The organism is Pseudomonas sp. BP6 (assembly GCF_017875935.1).
Taxonomy (GTDB): Bacteria; Pseudomonadota; Gammaproteobacteria; order Pseudomonadales; family Pseudomonadaceae; genus Aquipseudomonas; species Aquipseudomonas putida_Y.
In genome coordinates this window covers 2,201,198-2,221,292 of sequence record NZ_JAGINI010000001.1, presented here as the reverse complement: position 1 = coordinate 2,221,292, position 20,095 = coordinate 2,201,198, and the positions used below count along the sequence as shown (strand labels likewise).

Below are 20,095 nucleotides of genomic sequence, written 5' to 3'. Positions count from 1 at the left end.
CAATCTATCAGGATTACAGAGCTCAAATCCCCAAATCAACCGCTATCAGTGCATCTTGGAGCATTGCGTTGACCACACCTTTTTCCATCAGGCGGCGGAGCAGCTCATTTCGAAGATGGAAGCGCAGGCGTTCCCGGATCATGAGATATCCGGTCGTCGACGGATTGAAATGTTCGCGATCAATGACCACCCTTAGCGCCTTGAACGCAGCGACCCCTATTACCTTCTCGTAGTTCGTGCATGCACATCTCGTTTAACCTTAACCACAATGACAGGGAAGCACTGCTTCGCCACTGCAAGGAGTTCGTGCCGGCAAGTGGCGATGCCAGGGAGGACGCACGCTTGGCAGATGCGCTCGAGGCGCTGGCCGAGGCCCTGATGGCTGACGAGGAGGCTGCGACTGCCCAAGGGGTGTGCTAGAAATTCGCAAAGTCACAGGGTGGGCCCTGGGTGACCACCCTCACCCGCCCGTCTCGCTCGAATGATCTGCTGACTCTGATGCATCCACTGCCTGCTCTAGGGCTTGCCGGAGAGTGGCGTTCTCAGCTTCCACTGCCCCTATCTGTTGCTGCAGCGCGGTGACAGCGGTGCTGCTTGCCATTAGGGCTTGGCGCAATGCCTCAGTGTCCTGCTTCTGATCAAGTAGTTGTTCCTTGAGCGCTTCCTGAACACCTTCCGCTCGCGCCAGCGCCACCTGGATAAACTGAGCATCGGAGGTCATGCGTTGAACAGTGTCCGCCAGGTCGGCGGACTTCCTGGCATGCTGCCTAGCCTCACCCAGCAGGCGCTCGTTATCTCGATTGAGCCGAGTTGACTCATCCTGCTTGACCGAGACTGTCTCCTGCAGCTTGCGCTGTTCAACCTGCTGCTGGTGAAGCTGTGCCTCGTGGCGACGCAGCTCCTGATCGCGCTGCTCCTTCACCGACTCACGGTAATGCTCCAGAGCGTTGCGGTTATGAAGCAGTTTTTCTTCGATGGATTGGATCTGGGCGTCCCGCTCGCCTAGGCGAACCTTAAGGTCTGCGCATTGCTGGGATATGCCGGCGTTGCGTGTGAGCTCAGCTTGCAGCGAAGCATGAGTGGTCTTGAGCTCCTTAGCTTGGATCGCCAGTGCGGACGCCTGCGCCTCATGACGGCGCTGAAGTTCTGCAAGCTCGTTCTCAAGGGTTTCTGTGCGGGCGGTCAACTGTTTGCGCTCATGCTCGAACTCTGCCCGTGCCTCAAGAAAGACCTGATTACCCTCCTCCTGCACCTGATCCAACAAGTTCTCGACCACCCCGCGCAGTGCACCGCTCATGCGATCACGCGTGGTTGCATCTGGCCCGGGCGTTTCCAGCTGTTTCAGATAACGAGCAATCGTGGTTTTAGAGCCTGTATTTCCCATCTCGACCCGCACCGCATCAATGCTGGGGTACACCCCACGCATCAGCAGGCTGTTCCGCGCTTTCTGCACCACCGCCAGGTTAACGCCGCCCCGGGCCATACGCCCTCCGTACTATTTCGTGTCATGTCACATGTCATGAAATTACATGATACGAAAATACTTGAACGTGCAGCTAAAAAGCCGACAACTGGTATGAAGTAATACAGAATTATGGCTTCCCAGTTCGGTAAGATCGGTTGTTTGTACACCCAGGCAGTACGAATGCCAAATTCCCCCGATCTGGAGGTCATCCCATGGACAAAGCCGATCTGTACCTGAAGGCTGGCACCCGGGAGAACACTCGGAAAAGCTACCGAGCAGCCATTGAGCACTTCGAGATGGACTGGGGTGGCTACCTCCCTACCACGTGTGATGGCATCGTCCGCTACCTGGCCAACTACGCCGGGCATCACTCGATCAATACACTCAAGCAGCGGCTCGCGGCGCTATCCCAATGGCACATCACTCAGGGCTTTCCAGATCCAACGAAGACGCCAGACGTGCGACGGGTGCTCAAAGGTATTCGAGCTGTTCATCCTGCCAAGACAAAGCAAGCTGCCCCTCTTCAATTGAGCCAGCTTCAGCAAGTTGTGGGCTGGTTAGAGACCGAAGCAAATGGCGCTCACCATCGAGGTGATCACAAGTGTGAGGTTCGGCACAGAAGATCAATCGCCCTGGTCTTGATTGGATTCTGGCGTGGCTTCCGAGGCGACGAGCTCGCTCGTCTGGAGATCGAGCACACCCAGGCGGCGTCTGGTGAAGGTATTTCGTTTTTTCTTCCGTACACCAAGGGCGATCGCGAGCATCAGGGTGCGACCTACCACACACCGGCGCTAAAGATGCTCTGCCCTGTGGAGGCCTACATGAATTGGATCACAGTTGCTGGCCTGGCCAGCGGGCCGGTGTTCAGGGGGATTGATCGCTGGGGCAATCTTTCAACAGAGAGAATCAATCCTCACAGCCTGATTCCGATGTTGCGCAGAATCCTTGCAGAGGCGGGTTTGCCTGCTGCCATGTACAGCAGCCATTCGCTTCGGAGAGGCTTCGCAACATGGGCATCGGCGAATGGGTGGGACATCAAAGCGCTGATGAGCTACGTGGGGTGGAAGGATATGCAATCGGCGTTGCGCTACATCGACGCAAGCGCTTCCTTTGCGGGACTGGCTGTGGGGAAACGGGGATCTGAGCTGCAAATTGGCCGGTAGGATTGCTGCCAATTCGAAAACCAGAAGCACATCCCACCCTGATAGAGTTTGAGCCCGTTCAGACAGGTTCCGCGATAAGTGTGTGAAGGGCATCACTGCTGACAAGGTGCGCAATGAGCAGCACCTTACTGAATCCATGGCTGTCGCTACCGCACGGATTCCGACGCTTGGCTATGCGCAGGTCATGCAGGCTAACAGCGCTGATTCCGCACCAGTTGTCAGCGTCCGGAAAAATCCCTTCAGACTGCGTCATTTGATGTCGGACTCGCCCAAGGTTGGTCTATGACTCTGCGCTGTCTGCCGCTACTCTACGCACCTCAAAATCAGGGCGCGACCATGGCAGATCGAAAGCACATTCCACAGGAAACCAAGCTCCGGCTTTTCTCAGAGGCCGCAGGCCATTGCCAGCACCCGGACTGCCTACAACCCCTATTCCCCGCTGAAATGGGGGGTGACAAGCATATCGCTGAGATGGCCCACGTGATTCCCCATGGTGAAAAAGGGCCACGTCACGAGGAGCGCCCTGATGGCGAATTCGAAGCCGATTCTTTCGAGAACCTCCTGCTCCTGTGCCCGACCTGCCATACGAAGATCGACAAGAACTCCCCTTCGTACAATCGAACCACGCTGTTGATGTGGAAGAGCAACCACCTAGCGGCACTGGCCCATAAGCAAGGCGTATGCGCCTACGAGGAGCGCCCGCAGGTTAGAGACGCCATTACCGCAGCCATGGCGGAGAACAAGGCGATCTGGAAAAGGCTCGCGCCTTGCGAAGGTACAGATTTTGAGTACGACCCTGAGTCAGAATCCGCGAAAACCTGGTCGCACAGGATGCGTAATGTCATCCTGCCCAATCACCTCCGTATCCAACGCATCATCATGGCGAACCAGCAGCACATGAGCGAGGCCGAGCACGAGGCCTTTGCCCAGTACAAGGAGCATGTCCGAGGGCTGGTCGAACGACACGTCTGTGGTGTCTCCGGCCGTGCTATTCGCTATCCAGTACAGCTAGACGGAATCTTTGCATGAAGTGGCAAGTGAAATATGCGTTGGAGAATGCCCGGCGTGAAAGCGGAGTCATCTCGGTAGAACACGCTGGGGGCGATGCTATTCGCATCTCGGTTCGTGAGCAGCCTGACGTTTTGGCTGTCATCAGTGACGCCTACAAAATGGACGCCGAGTTGGCTGCTCGATACTACGAGCAATGCCCAGAAATGGATTTCCTCTGCGGCTATCGCAAAGAGTGCTTATGGGATGGTAGTGCGATCGCCTTCCTAGAAGACAAGACCGTAGGATGGGGAAACTACGGATCACTTGGGACAGCAATTCCAAAAGGCTCGGCGAGGAAGGCGTCCCATAAAAACTACATGTTCCCTTACCGCTTGATTCTGCAGCTAGGTTACGTTTCGAATGTCCGCCGTGAGTTCGATCGTGTATTCTCTCTGACCCTTTCGCGGGGCCGCTCACTCAGGGTAGGTATGATCTGGGAGTATGAGCCGACAGCTGATGCTGTTCGCAGCCTCTGGGACAGTTGTGGTGCTGTGGACGTTGCGTGGAATACCAACCCCAATGGATCGCCCGCTCCAAGCGCCATTGAGGCAGGGCGGCAGCTGGGATGTAAGGTATTGAAATGGGACGAGCTGAGACCTATTTTGCTGAAGGGCTGATGACAGCTGCGGAAGTGGCAGGCTTTCTCCTCAAAACCTGCCCGACAATGCAGTACTACAAGGCCTTCATGTTTGGCTCATCGCTCCGCGGCGTCGGCAGCGATTACGACATCTTGGTAGTGGGCCCTTCTGGCGCGCTATTGGTTCGACTGAAAAGCGAGTTGAGAGCCGCTGGCGCTGAGCTCCCGCTCGACATCTTGTACATGGTGCCGGAGGAGGCTGAAGACACAGCGTTCGTCGCTCGGAAAGGGTGTATTCCACTCTCACAGCTGGCTCGCTCACTGTGCGACATTCAGAAGCGAATTTGAGGGCCCTGTGGCCCTCGTTTGATTGGGTCGGACGCAAGAACTGCCTGACCTCACATGCCAACACCCGCTATTGTGTTGAGCCCATATTCAGTTGGTACCGGGTAGGCGTCTTCTTCTCGAAGCAAGTCTTCGTTGCCTCCCTCATCGTCAGCCTGATGCGCAATGCCACGCATACAACATCAAGTGCACTGAGGGGCCTGCTGTTCGATCCAGTGCTGATCAACTACTCAGGGTTTGCGAGCAGATTACCTGGATGCAATCGCAGCACACTCCTCTGACCCAGTGTCGGTGGCAGTCCAGAAAGCATTGGGAGAACTGAAGGTGTATCTGGATGGCCTTGGAGACGAGCACATCCGCGAGATGCAGCCTTCGGAACGTGAGCGCCAACTAGAGCATTATCGAAGAAATGAGGAAATGCAAAATCAGATAGTTGAGGCTCGCAAGTCTTCGATTTTGGCGAATCTGGCCAGTGAAAAAATCCTGCTTTACGGGACTGGTATGGCCAGCTGGATACCGGAGTTTCCGCTTGTACAGGACATTGCCGAAGGTGAGGTGGATCAGAATCCTTTCCGAACCTTACTCGCCGTTCACGAGAGGCCATTCAATCCTTAGCCCCTCGACGATCCATTACCAGCCATTCACACGAGACCATTGGGCCACTTCACCGTTTGGTTGCAGCGCCCCATAGGCCGGGTACTGGGCACCAGTTGCGCAAGCATGATTAGGAAGGACGCGCAGCTGAGTGCCGATTGGATACAGCTTCTCTACGTCTACAGTCATACCCTCTTCAAAGGATGCCACTCCGTGCTCTTGGTTGGCAGAGCGCAACAGCAGGCCGTCAATGAGGGTTCCGTTCGAATCACATACCAAGCCGTACCCGAAGTCGCATTGCTGAGCTTGAGTACCTCGGTCACGACTCATGGCCATCCAACCCGAGTCCGTGATAATCCACCCTTTATCGGGTTTGTGACCAATCACAGTGGTGAGGACAGACAAAGCCAAGTCATCCAGAGCACACACACCTACGTTGTGCATCACCAGGTCAAAGAAAACGTACACCCCGGCGCGCAGTTCGGTAACGCCTTCCAGGTGAACAGCAGAGAGCGCTGTCGGGGTCGACCCCACACTGACTTCGGGGCAAGGAATGCCAGCAGCCCGAATAGCCTCGGCTGCCTTGACGCACTCGGAGCGTTCGAGCTCAGCGATTTCCTGAAGAGCTTCCAATGTGTTGAGCTTGTAGCTTTCGCCAGCATGAGTCATCACGCCTTTGAGTACAGCGCCCCCCTCATGGATCACCTTCGCAATGTCAACCAGCAGTGGATCATCACTGCGGACTCCAGAGCGGTGATGATCGCTATCAATCTCGATGAACACTTCGAAACGTTCATCGTGGGCACGTCCAAACTCAACTATGGCCCGAGCGCCGGCAACGCTGTCAGTCACGATGATCAAAGCACACCCCGCTCGGCGCAGATCCAACGCGTGAGCAAGCTTGTTAGGCGCCATGGCGACAGCATACAGAATGTCGGTGACCCCTTGAGCGAAGAAAGCTTGGGCTTCCTTGAGGGTAGAGACGGTAACGCCCTGAGCTCCTGCCTGGATCTGCGCCTCCACCACTTGAGCACATTTAGTGGTTTTCACGTGAGGTCGCAACCTGACACCAAGGCTGTCAGCCCGGTGCTGCATGCGTTGAATGTTTCTGTTCATGCGAGCGACGTCGACGACTGCTACCGGTGTGTCCAAGGTGTGAATAGAGGTGGTCATGGCGAATCTCTGATGTGGTTTTGTCGTTGCAACTCTAGCCGTATGGATATATTTTTGGTTAACGGTAGATTAATCAAAGGTTAAGCAATTCTTAATGATAACGTTCGCCGACCTTGAGCTCGTCACCGCAATTTCTGCCTCTGGCTCACTGAGTGAAGCGGCTCGAAAATTGCGGGTCACAACTGCAGCCCTCTCGATGCGGCTGCGTAAGCTGGAGGTCGCGTTGGGCCTCAAACTCGCCAGCAGAGACTCCAGACGATTGTCCCTAACGGAAGATGGCGAGCGCCTAGCGGAAGAAGGCAAACGCCTGCTGCAATCATTGGAAGAGCTTTCTGAATCCATGATCGGGGATGACCAGCAACTCCAGGGCGTCTTGCGCCTTGCAGCGCCATTCGGATTTGGCCGCTTGCGTCTTGCGCCAATGCTTGCTCGTTTTGCCAAGCTTCATCCCAAGCTCAAGATCGAACTCGACTTGAAAGAGACACCCTGGCCTGACCGCAACAACTGCGACGCAGTAATCCACATAGGCTCCATATCGGACAGTTCATGGACTGCGCAGGTGCTCGCATCCAACGAGCGATGGTTATGTGCCAGCCCCACGTACCTGCAGAAGCATGGTATGCCCGACACGCCAAACGACATCGCATCCCACCGGTGTATTTGCATTCGCGAAAATGATGAGCACGTAACGTTCTGGCATCTCCACAGGAAAGCACAAACCCAGTCAATTCGTGTCCTCCCGGCCATGACTACCAACGACGGTGGTGTCGCTCGTAGATGGGCAGAGAGCGATCTGGGCCTAGTCTTACGATCTCAATGGGATGTAGCTGAATCTGTGGCAAATGGAACGCTGATGCGTGTTCTGCCTGACTGGCAGTTCGACACGGCGCCGATCCTTCTTCTCATCCCGACTCAAAAAAATCGGTCGAGAAAGGTACAGATGCTTAGCAGTTTTCTAAGTGCGTCCTTCAAATCCCCAATCCCGGACTCGATCTGAATCGGGCCGCCTCCGAGCGATTGACACTATTCATACAGGCTGGATATCTTCAAAAAATGAAGAAAACTACCCCCGAACAACAAGCTCTCATTTCCCAAATGGAGCAGATCGCTGAAGGTTTGAGTCAGACCTTTAGCCCTTTTTGCGAAGTCGTTTTGCATGATCTTCGTGATCCTGAACACGCGATCCTGGCCATTCACAATAACTTGTCGGGTCGTGAGGTAGGCCACCCCGCCACAGAGCTAGGACTTGCGAGGATTGCCGACCCGGCTTACCCGCAGGTCATCGCCAACTATCCAAACCAATTCAAAGATGGCCGCCAGGTGAAAAGCACCTCCATCGGCATCAAGGACTCGACCGGTCGTTACGTTGCGGCACTGTGCATGAATATCGACCTCACGCTGTTCCGAGGCCTACAGGGGATGATCGAGCAGTTCGGCTCGTTCAGTGGAGACCGCCCACACGAGTCCTTGGAAAGCAGTGGTGCAGAGACAATCCGGGCCAAGATTGACCAATTTGCCGCTCGCTTAGCCACCACTCCCCGCGCGTTGAAAGCAGCCGACCGAAGAGTTCTGCTTCAAGAGCTGAAAGAGGCCGGCTTGCTTGAGATTAGAAAAGCGATGGAAACCGTAGCCTCTCATCTCGGCGTATCTCGAGCGACAGTGTACAGCGACTCCAGATAAGGGCCGCTTGTCTGTCCGCTGTCAGACTGGACACCCCTTGGCCCTGAGCAGAGCGTTGAAGCGATCAGGGTCAAGCGAACCATCCTCAATACCCTTCATGATCATCGCTTCACGATCCAGCAATTGGCGGCACCGCTCAAACACAACAGGCAGTTGTTCCTGGGCGATTGCAACCACGCCATCTGAATCACCAACGACCAAGTCGCCTGGATTGACCACTAGCCCAGCACAGGAGACTGGAACATTGATCTCACCGGTACCATCAGTACTCGGGCCGCGATGCACACAACCTAGGGCAAAGATCGGCATTTTCCCATCCAGCCAATCGTCACGATCTCGCAATACACCGTTGACCACGATACCCGCGATACCCGCCTTCAACGCCATCGCTCGCATGATGCCACCGATGATGGCTCGGGTCTGATCGCCACTGCCATCGACCACCAGGACGTCACCCGGACGAGCCATTTGAATCGCTTTCAGCGTCATCAGGTTATCGCCAGGTCGAACCCGAACAGTGATCGCAGAACCGCACATGTGACCCCGCCCATGATATGGACGAAGCCCTAAACCGCCGACATTACGTCCCAGGCAGTCACTGATGATTGCGCTTGGGATCCGGCTGAACTCATTCAGCCATTTCTCGCTCACGCCAGCTGGGGATTCATTGATGTGAAAGCCAGTAGGCCAAGCTTCGTTAGAAGCGACATTGAGCATCGCCAATCTCCTGAATTATGCAGAAATGGTCGTATGGGTAGCTCTTCAAGCAGCTGTTGCTACACGCGCAACCGCTTCAATCTCGACCAGGTAGCCATGGTGCAATTCGGGCACCGGTACAACTGCGCGGGCCGGACGATGGCTCCCCAGTGTCTCGGAGTAAATCCGGTCGAACGCTGGCCAGTGCTTCACACCAGCGACATAGACCGTCACCTTGACCAGGTCTGCGGTGCTGCACCCCGCCGCGTCCAGAATCGCAATGACGTTGTTCAGAGCCAGCTGGGTCTGCTCAGCAAAGGAGGCATCGATGTTATGAGTCCCATCGGGGCTGACCGGCAGCTGTCCAGAGATGTAAAGAGAGCCTTGGTGAATCACGCCTTGGGAATAGTGGCCGGCAGGAGTAGATGCATCAGCGGTGCTAATTATTTTCATGGGTAACCTAAAAAGTGAGCCGGGCCCCGAGATACTCGAAGCACCGGCTTGACGATGAGACTTAGTGACCGTTCAAGAATGCTTCTTGAACCTTTTGAGGGTCTGTGACGCCGTTCGCAATGAGCAGCTGGGTAAGCACCCTTGCCTTCTGAGGATTCAGATCCATTGAAGCGACAAAGCCGCTTTTGGAATCATCCACTTCAACATTGCGGTTGACGTAACCCTTGCTGACGCGTGTCGAGCGCACCACGACGATGCCCTGAGCCGCCGCTTTTTCCAGAGCAGCCAATGCCGCTTTCGAGGTGTTACCGTCACCCATGCCAGCCAAAACAATTCCCTTGGCCTTATCAGCGATGGCGTGCTCAATCTGCAGCGCGTCCATGTTGCTATGGCTGTAGATGATCTCTACCCGAGGCAGCGGCGCTTCCGGTAGTTTAAGCAGCTGCCCTGGAACAGCAGGCTTTACGAATCTGACATGCCCAAGATCCACATAGCCCTGTGACCCCAGGTTCGGGGACTGCATGGTCTGTACACTCGTACTGTGCGTCTTGGTCACGCCTCGCGCGCTGTCGATCTGGTCGTTCATCACGACCATTACGCCACGGCCCTTGGACTGCTTGTCTACAGCAACCTGCACAGCCTCGTAGATATTGGCAGGGCCATCGGCACCGAGAGCCGTGGCTGGGCGCATCGAGCCTACCAGCACGACAGGTTTGTCAGTCTTCAGTACCAAACTCAGGAAGAACGCTGTCTCCTCCATAGTGTCAGTGCCGTGAGTCACTACAACGGCGTCAGCCTCTCCCTGGTCGAGAGCTTTCTGAATGCGACTGGCAAGTTTTAGCCAGATGTCATCGGACATATCTTGCGATCCGATTGAAGCAACCTGCTCTGCAGACAAGGAAGCCAGATCACCCAGACCCGCAACTGATGAGACTAATTGCTGGGCGCCAATTGCACCTGCGTTGTAGGCACCGCTGCCGCGGTTATCGGCTGAGCCAGCGATCGTGCCACCAGTGGCCAGGAGAAGAACGCGAGGCAACGCTGCCTGTTGATTGGTTGTACTCATGGGTTTCTCTTGAGCGTAAGCGGGAGCTACAACAACGAAACCGGTCAGCAGTGAAACCATTGCTGCGGCGAGCAGCTTCTGGGTAAAAAACTGACGAAAGCTGGAGCTCTGGATAGTGATGGACATGATTTCGCTTCTCTTTTTTTTGTTAGTGAGCGGTAGAGTTAAACGACTTGGGTTGACCCTTCGAGGCGCCCCTCAGCGACATCTTTTTCATCAGCATTGCCGTGCCTGCCGATCACAGCGGTAGCAACACTGCAGCCGAAGACGTTGGTGGCTGTACGCCCCATGTCCAAAATTGGGTCAACGGCCAGAATGAGCAGCAAGCCAGCTTCCGGAAGCCCTATCATCGGCAGCCCTGCGGCCAGCACAACGAGCGAGCCACGTGCGACACCTGCGGTTCCCTTACTGATCACGAGCAGAGTCAGCAGCACCACGACCTGGTGGGCGAACGTCATCTCGATGTTGTAAGCCTGAGCGATGAACATGACGATGAAGGCTTGATACATCATTGAGCCGTCAAGGTTGAACGAGTAGCCCAGAGGCAACACAAAGCTGGTCACACGCTTGTTTGCACCAAATTTTTCCAGCGCCGCGATCGTCTTCGGATAGGCCGCCTCACTGCTGGCAGTCGAGAAAGCGATCAGAAGAGGTTCGCGCATGAGCGACAGCAGCGGCTTCATTCGCTGCCCGAGAGCGAGATAACCAGCCAACGAGATCAACAGCCACAGCAACGCAATACCGAGGAAGAACTGTGCGACCATTTTCCCGAAGGTCATCACCATCTCCAAACCATGCACGGTCACCGTGGAAGCAATTGCAGCGAATACTGCAAACGGTGCTACGTACATGACGTAGTCAGTGACCTTGAACATGACGTTGGCGAGCTCTTCAAGCACGTCGACAATAAGCGACTTGCCTTTGCCTTTGACGAAGGCCAGTGCGCTGCCGAAGAACAACGAGAAGATAACAATCTGCAGCACTTCGTTGCTGCCCATCGCCTCGATAATGCTGCGGGGGAAGACATGGGACAGGAAGACTGGAAGGCTCAGAGAACCTGCGCTCAATCCGGTATTCACTGCTTGGTTAGGGTCGACCGTCAAGTTCAGCCCAGTGCCTGGCTGGAACAGGTTGGCGAGCACCAAACCGATGCCAAGCGACACCAGCGATGCGATTAGAAACCAGGAAATGGCCTTGAAACCTACACGACCAATCGAACCGCTGCCCGACATGCTGGCCACGCCCGTGACGAGCGTTGCGAGGACGAGTGGAGCGATGACCATCTTGATCAGACGAAGGAAGACGTCAGTTATCATGTTTAGGTAGGTGGAGATCTCCTTCGCACCGGCTGCATCCAGCTGGCTGTGCAAGACGCCTCCAAGTGCTACACCGAGCACCATACCGACCACAATCGCTTTTACAATAAAGCGGCTTTTCATATTCACCTCTTATTATCGAGGCCATGTTTATCCATGGCCATTTTTGTTTGGGCAGAATTACTGAAACATCAATATTTCGGCAAAGCTTCGCCATCAGGTGAAGTCACACCCATAGGCGTAGCTTTAACGCAAAGATCTAATTTTTATTGAAGGAATCGACCAAACTTGTCGATATCAATATTGCCGCCGGTAATGATGACCCCGACGCGCTTGCCTTTCAGCTCATCCTTGAACTTACGAACAGCAGCCAAGCCCAAGCACCCTGTTGGCTCAACTACCATTTTCATACGCTGGGCAAAAAACTTCATCGCCTCGACCAGCTCTGCATCGGTCACCGTTTCGATGCGGTTCACGCCGTTCAGGATGATCGGGAAAGTGTAATTACCCAGGTGTTGTGTCTGAGCGCCGTCAGCAATGGTGTCCGGCGTATCGATGTGTACGATCTCGCCAGAGTTGAAAGACCGCTGACCATCATTACCCGCTTCCGGCTCCACACCAATGAGTGTGCAGGCAGGTGAAAGCGCACGGGTAGAAAGCGTGGTACCGGACAGCATCCCGCCGCCACCTAAGCCAGCGAACAGCACATCCAGCTCGCCAACGCTTTCGAAAAGCTCCTTGGCAGCTGTGCCTTGGCCAGCCAGAACATCGGGATGATCATAGGACGGGATCAGGGTCATACCGTGTTTGGCGGCAAGTGACCGGCCAATCGCTTCGCGGTCTTCGGTATAGCGATCGTAAAAAATGACCTCGGCACCGTAGCCCTTGGTCGCCGCCACCTTAGCAGCTGGTGCGTCAATCGGCATGACGATAGTCGCGGGTATCTTCAGGATTGAAGCTGCCAGTGCGATCCCCTGCGCGTGGTTACCGGAAGAGAACGCCACAACGCCAGATTCCCGCTGCTCAGCAGTGAACTTGGCCAACGAATTGTAGGCGCCCCTGAATTTAAAGGAACCCGTTCTCTGGTAGTTTTCACATTTAAAGAAGACCTCCGCACCGACTTCCGCATTGATGGTGCGGGAGGTCAGAACCGGCGTGATATTAGCGGCCCCTTCGAGTCGCTCCGATGCCTCAATGACATCCTGATAGGTTGGCAGGGTGATTTGCATGACTTGAGTCCTCAACTAATTACCAGGGCCAAGAGATATCGTGGCCCACACCATCAATCTTCGCTTGCTCGAACAACAGACGGGCAACGGTCAAGTCTTGAAGTGCCAAGCCCGTCATGTCGAAGACCGTGATGTCGTTAGCGTTGCGTGAAAAATCAGCTTCCCCGGTCAGCAAATCTCCGATTTCGACTACCGGCATGAAAGGAGCCCATTGGGTTTCCCCGATCTGGATAGCCTGATCGCGGTCATCAACAATGATCTTCGATTTCTCCAGCAATCCCGCTGGAGCTTCCCGCTTCCCTTTGGTGTCTGCCCCCACGCAGTTGATATGCGTGCCGGGCTTCACTGCATCGAGGTCAAACAGCACCTGCCCACCAGGAGTCGCAGTGATCACAACATCACTATTCGAAACCGCCTCATTTGCCGAAGCGCTGTGCTGCACCACACAACGATCAGCAAATTGAGCTTCGAACTGGGAATTAGGCTGCCCATCAAATGTCAGATAGGTCACCGACTTGATGCCTGGCATCACGCGCAGCGCATAGTCCACTTGAATGCTGGCTTGAACGCCTGTACCGAAAACGGTCAGCTTGGTGCTGTCCTGCCGGGCCAGGATTTCCAATCCCAGCGCCCCGGCTGCGCCTGTACGCAACGTGGTGATGGTATTGCCATCAATCATGCAGAGAGGCCGACCAGTCACTGGATCGATCAGGAGAATCGTGGCCTGATGAGGCTCACCACCCAAGCTACGGTTGTTGGGCCAGAAGCCAGCCGCCTTGAATCCCAGCACGCCTTGGCTGGAGATTCCGCCAGATTTGATACCAAAAACCCCGCCCGTGCTGAGCGCCTCTCTCACGATGGGGAATACCTGACCTTCACCTGCACTGTGCAGGTAGAAAGCCTCACGTACTGCAAAAAGAATCTGCTCGGGCGAGACCAGCGCGTTTACGCAGTCCCTATCCAAAATTTTGAGCGTTTCGATCTTCGACATTCTGTAGCGCCTAGACAATCACATCACGATTTCAGACACATTATCTAGTTCTGGACTATCTGTAAAGGTGGCTGCAGGAGCCGTTGGTCACCGCCTTTTTCAGGCTTGGGCCAGAAAAACAAGGCGCCTAATGCGAGGCGGGCTGCTGCCTGGGAGATCCGTGCGGACTCTTGAAGATGATGACAACGACTCATTTCGTCTAGAAATTGACAAAAAGTACAGTCAACCTTATGGTCTTTCGCTTTATTGAAACGGCAGCCCGATCCCGGCTCCGGACTTACCCGCCCTACTCGTGAGAATTCAGTAAGCCATGAACGTACTTTTCGATTGCGACGGTACCCTGGTGGACAGCGAGCGACTCGCGTTCGACGCATTTCAACGAGTGGCCCGTGAGGCGCTCGCGATCGAGCTGACGCCGGAAATGTGGATTGAGGATTTTCTCGGGTTTACTCGCGCTCATTGTCTGGAGCGCTTGGCAGTTCATTTCGGCAGCGCGCTGCCAGACAACCTACCCCAGCTGATTGTCTCAACGCTTCGCCCCATGCTCGAGGCTCAGCTGTTGGCTATTCCTGGCGCGGAAGAAACCCTTCGCAAAATTGCCCTTCCGAAATTCATTGTGTCGAACGCGAGCGTCGGCCATATTGAATTCGTCTTGGGGAAAGCTGGATTGACCGAACATTTCTCTTCCTTCCACTCGCCGACCGCCGGCAAGGCTAGGCCAAAGCCAGCACCCGACGTTTACCTCAACGCTGTTGCTGACCTGGGGCTCACTCCCGCTGAATGCATTGCTGTGGAGGATTCCGTGCCTGGTGTCCAGGCTGCAGTTGCTGCCGGTCTTACCGTCATCGCATTTGCCTCCCAGGTTCCCAAGCATCGCCTGCAGACCGAAGGTGCTCATTACGTCGTTGAGAACTTCAGTGAAATTGCGCGCGTGATTGAGCAAATTTGTGACGCACGCACACAGTGCGCAATGCCACCACTCGAAGCGGGTGCTCTCGCGTGAGGCGTAACACGATCAGCAGTTGAAGATCGGCCCCAGCCCGGTGCCGATGCATCTTTTTACTATGTCGACTCATGCCTCACTCGCGGCAGATGACTGCACCTCTTTGCACAAAGCACGAAGCGTCATTTGAGGTTTCTGGACATAGCCAAAACGACTTGCGATGGGCTCAGAATCTAGCCTGAGCCCCTCGGGCAGGTTAGCGTTCGCCAGTCCCGCGGAAGCGCGTACGGTCTTATGGACTAAAGTCAGCTTTCACGCATATGACGCTCTTGGCGCTCCTGCCGCTCTTTTGCCTCGATGCTGAGCGTTGCTGTAGGCCGCAAGAGCAACCGCCGCAAGCCAATGGGCTCGCCGGTCTCCTTGCACCACCCATATTCCCCGCGCGAGATTCGCTCCAAAGCTTCATCAATCTTGTCCAAGAGCTTTTTCTCGCGCTCCAGAAGCCGTAACTGCCACTGCCTCTGCTCTTCAACCGTCCCTAGATCGGAAGGATCGCTGCTGGGCTCAAACTCACGCATCACCTGGAACTCTCCGGAGATGCGCTCCTGAAGCTCCGCCCGCTGAGACAGCAAGAGCTCGCGAAAAAACTCCTGCTGTGCAGCATCCATGTAGGCCTCATCGGGCAGTGATAGCAGTTCTTGTTCGGTCATGTCGGTCGCTTCCACATCAGTAATTAGATTTATCAGGAACGCTGCGCACCGAAGGCGAGTGGTAACCCTTGGCAACCCTCATTAAGCCGCCCTTCGTGCCATGCAATCTGCCCAGATACGATCGTGGTGCTGACACGATGACGCAGTCGATGATTCTGGAACGGCGTCCACTGGCAGTGAGCCAAGATGGGATCAAGGCTGACGGGGCGCGGACTTTCAAGCCGCTCAATCAATGCCAGATCCGCCCAGTAGCCTTCGCGCAGGTACCCACGCTCATGAATGGCGAACAAATCGGCGACCGCATGGCTGGTTTTGCGCACCAGCTGAGTGATCGGCAGAACGCCCTCTTCAACCAGTTCGAAAAGAGCCGGAAACGCATGCTGCACAAGCGGCAGGCCTGAAGGCGCCGATGCATATGGCCGCTGCTTCTCCGCCAAGGTGTGAGGCGCATGATCAGTGCCAATCACATCGATACGGTCACAGAGCAATGCTTGCCGCAAAGCATCTCGATCCTCACGAGTTTTGATGGAGGGATTGCACTTGATGAGATTCCCAAGGCTTGCATAATCATGGTCATCGAACAGCAGATGGTGCGCGCAAACCTCAGCGGTGATCAGCTTGCTTGCCAGCGGCCCAGGCTCGAATAACCCCAGCTCTTTGGCCGTAGTCAGATGCAGCACATGCAGCCTTGTACCGAACTTGTTAGCCAGTTCCACCGCCAAACGGGAGGAACGGAAGCACGCCTCCACATCACGAATTTTTGGATGCATCTCCGGCGGTATGAAATCACCGAATTGCTCCCGGTAGCGCACCTCATTAGCCAGGATTGAAGGCGTGTGTTCGCAGTGCGCCAATAGGATCGTGGGCACGCAGTCAAAGAGGCGCTCAAGCACCTTGGGATCATCAACGAGCATGTCTCCCGTAGATGCCCCCATAAACACCTTCACCCCAGCAACGCGACGAGGATCGAGCCCCGCAACGATATCCAGGTTGTCTTTGCTCACGCCAAAATGAAATCCATAGTTGGCTACTGAGGACGCCGCGGCCCGTGCCTTTTTATCGTCAAGGGCGTCGACAGAAAGTGTCGCAGGATTGGTGTTCGGCATGTCCATGAAACTGGTGATACCGCCCGCCACTGCTGCGCGCGACTCACTGGCCATGGTGCCCTTGTGCGCAGCGCCAGGCTCACGAAAATGCACCTGGTCGTCGATCATGCCGGGGAGCAACCATTGGCCACGGGCGTCGATTTCGATCGGCGCATTGACACCCGCGATGCTGCGGGCGATTTTTTCGATGCGGCCATGGGCGACCAATACATCGGCCTCCTGTAGGGCACCTTCGTTGACCAGGCGGGCATTGCGAATGATGATCCGGCTCATGCGCCCACCTCGGCCGGGTTACCCGTCACCACTACCTGATCACCCTCGATCGCGTTGTAGAAACAGCTGCGACGCCCCGTGTGACAGGCGGCCCCCTGCTGATCTACCAACACCAACAACGCGTCGCCATCACAGTCCAGCCGCACGTCATGGACATGCTGAACATGCCCCGAGGTTTCGCCTTTGCGCCACAAGCGCGCACGGCTACGCGACCAGTAGCAGGCCCGCCGGGTCTCGAGGGTTTCCAGCAACGCCTCTTCATTCATCCAGGCCAGCATCAGCACCTCGCCGCTGTCATGCTGCTGAGTGATGGCGGGGATCAGCCCCTGGGGGCTCCAGGGTATGTGGCGAAGCACATCGGTCAAGGCAAAGCGGCTATCCGCTGCTGCCTGCTCAAGGGTAAGGAACATGATTTGCAACCTGCTGTAAATGTTATGTTATAACACTGTTAACTTAGCAGATTACGCCCCTACTGTTCATCTTTTCGACTCGCGCAGGTACAACGCCATGACTGAAACACGCCCCGCCCCTTCCACCGAAACCTACGCCGACACCGAACTGGCATGCCTGGCAGGTGCCAAAGCAGCGCTCTACCATTGGGCCGCTACTGTGGCTACCCGTGATGTGGATCAGGTACTGGCGCTGTATGCGCCGGATGCGATCCTGGTACCGACCCTGTCCAACCAAGTGCGTGACTGCGATGACAGCCGTCGCAACTATTTCGAAAATTTCCTCGCCAACGACGGGCTGGTCTGTGACATCCAGTTGTTCAAAAAACGCGTCAGCCGCAAGCTGGGCACCGTGGTGGTCGGCGGCCAGTACACCTTTGTCTACCGCGAAGACGGCGAGCAACGGGTAGTGCCAGCGCGCTTTTTGTTCACCTTCGAACGAATCGAGCAGCAGTGGCTGATCACCGGCCACCATTCCTCCATCGAGGCATGAAAGCCGTGGACCACTTCCCGAACTCAACGGGCTCTTTCCCGGCCACGCGCCTGCGCCGTAACCGCGCTGACGAATGGACGCGTCGTCTGGTAGCTGAAAACAGCCTGTCTTGCGATGACCTGATCTGGCCGGTCTTTCTCAAGGAAGGCTCAGGTACACGCGAGGCGATCACTGCCATGCCGGGCCAGGTACGGGTGAGCCTGAGCGAATTGCCGGATCACGTAGGTCGGGCGGTCGAGCTGGGCATTCCGGCCATTGCCCTGTTTCCCGCTACCCCGGCGCAGCGCAAGGACAGTGAGGGCAGCTATGCCCTCGACGCGGACAACCTGATCTGCCGCGCCGCCAGGTTGCTCAAGGCCACATTCCCCAACCTTGGCTTGATCGGCGACGTCGCACTGGACCCCTACACCGACCATGGCCACGACGGCGTGCTGCGCCAAGGCCGCGTGGCCAATGACGAGACCTTGCAGGTACTGGCGGCCCAAGCCGTGGTCCAGGCCCAGGCCGGCATCGATACCTTGGCACCTTCGGACATGATGGACGGGCGCATCGGCGCGCTCAGGTCCGCGCTGGACCTGGCCGGGTTCAGCGATGTGCGTCTGATGTCCTACGCCGCCAAGTACGCGTCCGGCTTCTACGGCCCGTTCCGCGACGCGCTGGGCTCGGCGGCCACGCTCAAAGGCGACAAGCGCACGTACCAGATGGACCCGGCCAACAGCGACGAAGCCCTGCGCGAAGTAGCGCTGGACCTGCAAGAAGGCGCCGACATGGTGATGGTCAAACCCGGCATGCCCTACCTGGACATCATTCAAAGGGTCAAGGCAACCTTTGCCGTGCCGACATTCGCCTACCAGGTCAGCGGTGAATACTCGATGCTCAAGGCAGCGATCAATCAGGGCTGGCTGGATCCGGACACGGTCATCCTGGAGGCATTGATGGCGTTCAAACGTGCGGGGTGCAACGGCATCCTGACTTACTTCGCTCTGGAGGCCGCCACGCGGCTGAAACGGGGTTGAGTGGCCTTGGCGGACGCATTCACGCCGATGGTGTGAATGCGTCCGCCCGTTCAGATTTTCATGTCAAAGGGGTGGGAGCCGGGCGCTCGGGTGCTGGTTTTGCAATCACGCGCCCGTCGCGGTCAAGGATCACCCCAGGCAAATCGTGGCTTAGGGTCTCGCGCTCCCGATAATGAATGACCGAGCGAATCGCTTCGCCGCGCTTGAGTAGATCGAACGCATGATTCAACGATTCGTGATCCATGTTATGAGTGATGTAGGGGTCGACATTGATTTCCCCACGCAACCACTCGTCCACCATCCCCGGCAACTCGGAACGCCCCAGCACCCCGCCGAACGCGCTGCCTTTCCAGACGCGACCGGTAACCAGCTGGAAAGGCCGCGTGGCGATCTCCTCCCCGCCCCCTGCCACGCCGATGATGATGCTTTCGCCCCACCCTTTGTGACAGCACTCAAGGGCTGCACGCATCAATTCCACATTACCGACGCATTCGAACGAGAAATCCACACCGCCGTTGGTCATATCGATGATCACGTTCTGCAGCGGCTCGCGAAAATCCCTTGGGTTGACGCACTCGGTCGCCCCCAGGGAAAGGGCCAACGGAAACTTATTCGGGTTGACGTCGATCCCGATGATCCGCCCCGCCCCCTGTAATACCGCGCCCTGAATGACCGCCATGCCGACGGCGCCCAGGCCGAATACCGCGACCGTGTCACCGGGCCGCACCTTGGCGGTATTGCGCACCGCACCGATCCCGGTAGGAATCGCACAGCCCATGATCGAGGCCTTGGCCAGTGGTGCCGCAGGGTCGATCTTGGCCACGGCGATTTCCGGCAGGACCGTGTATTCGCTGAATGTGGAAGTGCCCATGTAATGAAAGATCGTGCGGCCCTTGTAGGAGAAACGGCTGGTGCCATCGGGCATCAGCCCTTCCCCCTGGGTTTTGCGGATGGTCTGGCAAAGGTTGGTCTTGCCGGACTTGATGAATGGGCAGTTCGGATCCTCCGGCGTATACAGCGGGATCACGTGATCGCCTGGCTTGACAGTGGTGACACCCCGCCCCACGTCCTCGACGATTCCGACGCCTTCATGCCCCAGAATGCACGGGAACTTCCCTTCCGGGTCCCGACCGGACAGGGTGAATACATCGGTGTGGCAAAGGCTCGTGGTGACGATGCGAACCAGCACCTCGCCCTCTTTCGGCCCCTGCAAGTCGATCTCTTCGAACTCAAGAGGTTGATTGGGCCCCCAGGCGATAGCTGCGCGTGTTTTCATGTGTCTCTCAATGTAATGTTATAACGCTCTA

24 protein-coding genes are annotated in these 20,095 nt (G+C 56.3%); 11 read left to right on the top strand and 13 right to left on the bottom strand.

What is annotated here, in order from left to right; genetic code table 11:
* Positions 1-22 precede the first annotated feature (22 nt).
* Positions 23-190: a hypothetical protein gene (locus J3A98_RS10150; RefSeq protein ID WP_209965792.1), complete on the bottom strand. Its 168-nt coding sequence runs from the start codon at positions 188-190 to the stop codon at positions 23-25.
* A 50-nt stretch (positions 191-240) separates the two neighbouring features.
* On the opposite strand from J3A98_RS10150, the gene J3A98_RS10145 reads away from it, so the two are divergent.
* Positions 241-420 carry a hypothetical protein gene (locus J3A98_RS10145; RefSeq protein ID WP_209965771.1) on the top strand — a complete coding sequence of 60 codons (180 nt, stop codon included), beginning with the start codon at positions 241-243 and terminating at the stop codon, positions 418-420.
* Positions 421-460: 40 nt separating this feature from the next.
* On the opposite strand, the gene J3A98_RS10140 is transcribed toward J3A98_RS10145, so the two are convergent.
* The gene (locus tag J3A98_RS10140) at positions 461-1,483 is read right to left on the bottom strand and encodes a DNA-binding protein (RefSeq protein ID WP_209965769.1); all 1,023 of its coding nucleotides are present in this window, start codon (positions 1,481-1,483) and stop codon (positions 461-463) included.
* A 194-nt stretch (positions 1,484-1,677) separates the two neighbouring features.
* Here J3A98_RS10140 and J3A98_RS10135 point away from each other — a divergent pair, with 194 nt between their 5' ends.
* From J3A98_RS10135 to J3A98_RS10120, 5 genes are all read left to right on the top strand, one after another.
* A complete protein-coding gene (locus tag J3A98_RS10135) occupies positions 1,678-2,628 on the top strand; it encodes a site-specific integrase (RefSeq protein ID WP_209965767.1) in 951 nt (316 codons plus the stop codon).
* A gap of 282 nt (positions 2,629-2,910) precedes the next feature.
* Positions 2,911-3,657, top strand: a complete 747-nt coding sequence (locus tag J3A98_RS10130; protein WP_245355162.1) for an HNH endonuclease — start codon at positions 2,911-2,913, stop codon at positions 3,655-3,657.
* A complete protein-coding gene (locus tag J3A98_RS10125) occupies positions 3,654-4,295 on the top strand; it encodes a hypothetical protein (RefSeq protein WP_209965764.1) in 642 nt (213 codons plus the stop codon). The genes J3A98_RS10130 and J3A98_RS10125 overlap by 4 nt, the downstream gene beginning before the upstream one ends.
* Positions 4,259-4,603, top strand: a complete 345-nt coding sequence (locus J3A98_RS27150) for a nucleotidyltransferase domain-containing protein (protein ID WP_348635620.1) — start codon at positions 4,259-4,261, stop codon at positions 4,601-4,603. Before J3A98_RS10125 ends, J3A98_RS27150 begins: the two co-directional genes overlap by 37 nt.
* A gap of 288 nt (positions 4,604-4,891) precedes the next feature.
* On the top strand, positions 4,892-5,215 hold the full coding sequence (locus tag J3A98_RS10120) for a hypothetical protein (RefSeq protein ID WP_209965762.1): 324 nt from the start codon (positions 4,892-4,894) through the stop codon (positions 5,213-5,215).
* Positions 5,216-5,230: 15 nt separating this feature from the next.
* Here the strand turns inward: J3A98_RS10120 and J3A98_RS10115 are convergent, their stop codons facing one another.
* Positions 5,231-6,367, bottom strand: a complete 1,137-nt coding sequence (locus tag J3A98_RS10115; RefSeq protein WP_209965760.1) for a DSD1 family PLP-dependent enzyme — start codon at positions 6,365-6,367, stop codon at positions 5,231-5,233.
* Between the two features lie 94 nt (positions 6,368-6,461).
* Here J3A98_RS10115 and J3A98_RS10110 point away from each other — a divergent pair, with 94 nt between their 5' ends.
* Together J3A98_RS10110 and J3A98_RS10105 are read left to right on the top strand one after the other, a co-directional pair.
* A complete protein-coding gene (locus tag J3A98_RS10110; RefSeq protein ID WP_209965758.1) occupies positions 6,462-7,364 on the top strand; it encodes a LysR family transcriptional regulator in 903 nt (300 codons plus the stop codon).
* A gap of 56 nt (positions 7,365-7,420) precedes the next feature.
* Positions 7,421-8,047, top strand: coding sequence for a PAS domain-containing protein (locus tag J3A98_RS10105; RefSeq protein WP_209965756.1), 627 nt, complete (start codon positions 7,421-7,423; stop codon positions 8,045-8,047).
* A 21-nt stretch (positions 8,048-8,068) separates the two neighbouring features.
* Here J3A98_RS10105 and J3A98_RS10100 read toward each other — a convergent pair whose 3' ends face one another.
* The 6 genes from J3A98_RS10100 to J3A98_RS10075 all read right to left on the bottom strand — a co-directional run bounded on the left by J3A98_RS10100 (position 8,069) and on the right by J3A98_RS10075 (position 13,798).
* Positions 8,069-8,764: an RraA family protein gene (locus J3A98_RS10100; protein ID WP_209965754.1), complete on the bottom strand. Its 696-nt coding sequence runs from the start codon at positions 8,762-8,764 to the stop codon at positions 8,069-8,071.
* A 45-nt stretch (positions 8,765-8,809) separates the two neighbouring features.
* Entirely contained in the window at positions 8,810-9,196 is a 387-nt protein-coding gene (locus J3A98_RS10095; RefSeq protein ID WP_209965751.1) for a RidA family protein, read from the bottom strand.
* Between the two features lie 61 nt (positions 9,197-9,257).
* Positions 9,258-10,388 carry an asparaginase gene (locus J3A98_RS10090; protein ID WP_245355164.1) on the bottom strand — a complete coding sequence of 377 codons (1,131 nt, stop codon included), beginning with the start codon at positions 10,386-10,388 and terminating at the stop codon, positions 9,258-9,260.
* A gap of 38 nt (positions 10,389-10,426) precedes the next feature.
* A complete protein-coding gene (locus J3A98_RS10085) occupies positions 10,427-11,701 on the bottom strand; it encodes a dicarboxylate/amino acid:cation symporter (RefSeq protein WP_209965749.1) in 1,275 nt (424 codons plus the stop codon).
* A gap of 143 nt (positions 11,702-11,844) precedes the next feature.
* The gene (locus J3A98_RS10080; RefSeq protein WP_245355166.1) at positions 11,845-12,807 is read right to left on the bottom strand and encodes a threo-3-hydroxy-L-aspartate ammonia-lyase; all 963 of its coding nucleotides are present in this window, start codon (positions 12,805-12,807) and stop codon (positions 11,845-11,847) included.
* Positions 12,808-12,826: 19 nt separating this feature from the next.
* Positions 12,827-13,798 carry an ornithine cyclodeaminase family protein gene (locus tag J3A98_RS10075; RefSeq protein WP_209965747.1) on the bottom strand — a complete coding sequence of 324 codons (972 nt, stop codon included), beginning with the start codon at positions 13,796-13,798 and terminating at the stop codon, positions 12,827-12,829.
* Positions 13,799-14,108: 310 nt separating this feature from the next.
* Here J3A98_RS10075 and J3A98_RS10070 point away from each other — a divergent pair, with 310 nt between their 5' ends.
* Positions 14,109-14,801: an HAD family phosphatase gene (locus tag J3A98_RS10070; RefSeq protein WP_209965745.1), complete on the top strand. Its 693-nt coding sequence runs from the start codon at positions 14,109-14,111 to the stop codon at positions 14,799-14,801.
* 245 nt (positions 14,802-15,046) lie between these two features.
* On the opposite strand, the gene dksA is transcribed toward J3A98_RS10070, so the two are convergent.
* Genes dksA through hisI form a run of 3 tightly spaced genes read right to left on the bottom strand, consistent with a single transcriptional unit; the run spans position 15,047 to position 17,240 of the window.
* Positions 15,047-15,451, bottom strand: coding sequence for an RNA polymerase-binding protein DksA (dksA, locus tag J3A98_RS10065; protein WP_209965743.1), 405 nt, complete (start codon positions 15,449-15,451; stop codon positions 15,047-15,049).
* Positions 15,452-15,483: 32 nt separating this feature from the next.
* The gene (locus J3A98_RS10060) at positions 15,484-16,830 is read right to left on the bottom strand and encodes a dihydroorotase (RefSeq protein ID WP_209965742.1); all 1,347 of its coding nucleotides are present in this window, start codon (positions 16,828-16,830) and stop codon (positions 15,484-15,486) included.
* A complete protein-coding gene (gene hisI, locus J3A98_RS10055) occupies positions 16,827-17,240 on the bottom strand; it encodes a phosphoribosyl-AMP cyclohydrolase (protein ID WP_209965740.1) in 414 nt (137 codons plus the stop codon). The genes J3A98_RS10060 and hisI overlap by 4 nt, the downstream gene beginning before the upstream one ends.
* A gap of 97 nt (positions 17,241-17,337) precedes the next feature.
* On the opposite strand from hisI, the gene J3A98_RS10050 reads away from it, so the two are divergent.
* Together J3A98_RS10050 and hemB are read left to right on the top strand one after the other, a co-directional pair.
* Complete coding sequence (locus tag J3A98_RS10050; RefSeq protein WP_176684189.1) at positions 17,338-17,772, top strand: DUF4440 domain-containing protein; 435 nt, start codon at positions 17,338-17,340, stop codon at positions 17,770-17,772.
* Positions 17,769-18,788, top strand: a complete 1,020-nt coding sequence (hemB, locus tag J3A98_RS10045; RefSeq protein WP_209965738.1) for a porphobilinogen synthase — start codon at positions 17,769-17,771, stop codon at positions 18,786-18,788. The genes J3A98_RS10050 and hemB overlap by 4 nt, the downstream gene beginning before the upstream one ends.
* A gap of 58 nt (positions 18,789-18,846) precedes the next feature.
* Here hemB and J3A98_RS10040 read toward each other — a convergent pair whose 3' ends face one another.
* The gene (locus tag J3A98_RS10040; RefSeq protein WP_176684187.1) at positions 18,847-20,064 is read right to left on the bottom strand and encodes an S-(hydroxymethyl)glutathione dehydrogenase/class III alcohol dehydrogenase; all 1,218 of its coding nucleotides are present in this window, start codon (positions 20,062-20,064) and stop codon (positions 18,847-18,849) included.
* Positions 20,065-20,095 lie beyond the last annotated feature (31 nt).

Coding starts and splice junctions, on each gene's coding strand:
- J3A98_RS10145 (WP_209965771.1), top strand. CDS start 241: ATGCACATCTCGTTTAACCTTAACCACAATGACAGGGAAGCACTGCTT.
- J3A98_RS10140 (WP_209965769.1), bottom strand. CDS start 1,483: ATGGCCCGGGGCGGCGTTAACCTGGCGGTGGTGCAGAAAGCGCGGAAC.
- J3A98_RS10135 (WP_209965767.1), top strand. CDS start 1,678: ATGGACAAAGCCGATCTGTACCTGAAGGCTGGCACCCGGGAGAACACT.
- J3A98_RS10130 (WP_245355162.1), top strand. CDS start 2,911: ATGACTCTGCGCTGTCTGCCGCTACTCTACGCACCTCAAAATCAGGGC.
- J3A98_RS10125 (WP_209965764.1), top strand. CDS start 3,654: ATGAAGTGGCAAGTGAAATATGCGTTGGAGAATGCCCGGCGTGAAAGC.
- J3A98_RS27150 (WP_348635620.1), top strand. CDS start 4,259: ATGGGACGAGCTGAGACCTATTTTGCTGAAGGGCTGATGACAGCTGCG.
- J3A98_RS10115 (WP_209965760.1), bottom strand. CDS start 6,367: ATGACCACCTCTATTCACACCTTGGACACACCGGTAGCAGTCGTCGAC.
- J3A98_RS10110 (WP_209965758.1), top strand. CDS start 6,462: ATGATAACGTTCGCCGACCTTGAGCTCGTCACCGCAATTTCTGCCTCT.
- J3A98_RS10105 (WP_209965756.1), top strand. CDS start 7,421: ATGAAGAAAACTACCCCCGAACAACAAGCTCTCATTTCCCAAATGGAG.
- J3A98_RS10100 (WP_209965754.1), bottom strand. CDS start 8,764: ATGCTCAATGTCGCTTCTAACGAAGCTTGGCCTACTGGCTTTCACATC.
- J3A98_RS10095 (WP_209965751.1), bottom strand. CDS start 9,196: ATGAAAATAATTAGCACCGCTGATGCATCTACTCCTGCCGGCCACTAT.
- J3A98_RS10090 (WP_245355164.1), bottom strand. CDS start 10,388: ATGTCCATCACTATCCAGAGCTCCAGCTTTCGTCAGTTTTTTACCCAG.
- J3A98_RS10085 (WP_209965749.1), bottom strand. CDS start 11,701: ATGAAAAGCCGCTTTATTGTAAAAGCGATTGTGGTCGGTATGGTGCTC.
- J3A98_RS10080 (WP_245355166.1), bottom strand. CDS start 12,807: ATGCAAATCACCCTGCCAACCTATCAGGATGTCATTGAGGCATCGGAG.
- J3A98_RS10075 (WP_209965747.1), bottom strand. CDS start 13,798: ATGTCGAAGATCGAAACGCTCAAAATTTTGGATAGGGACTGCGTAAAC.
- J3A98_RS10070 (WP_209965745.1), top strand. CDS start 14,109: ATGAACGTACTTTTCGATTGCGACGGTACCCTGGTGGACAGCGAGCGA.
- dksA (WP_209965743.1), bottom strand. CDS start 15,451: ATGACCGAACAAGAACTGCTATCACTGCCCGATGAGGCCTACATGGAT.
- J3A98_RS10060 (WP_209965742.1), bottom strand. CDS start 16,830: ATGAGCCGGATCATCATTCGCAATGCCCGCCTGGTCAACGAAGGTGCC.
- hisI (WP_209965740.1), bottom strand. CDS start 17,240: ATGTTCCTTACCCTTGAGCAGGCAGCAGCGGATAGCCGCTTTGCCTTG.
- J3A98_RS10050 (WP_176684189.1), top strand. CDS start 17,338: ATGACTGAAACACGCCCCGCCCCTTCCACCGAAACCTACGCCGACACC.
- hemB (WP_209965738.1), top strand. CDS start 17,769: ATGAAAGCCGTGGACCACTTCCCGAACTCAACGGGCTCTTTCCCGGCC.
- J3A98_RS10040 (WP_176684187.1), bottom strand. CDS start 20,064: ATGAAAACACGCGCAGCTATCGCCTGGGGGCCCAATCAACCTCTTGAG.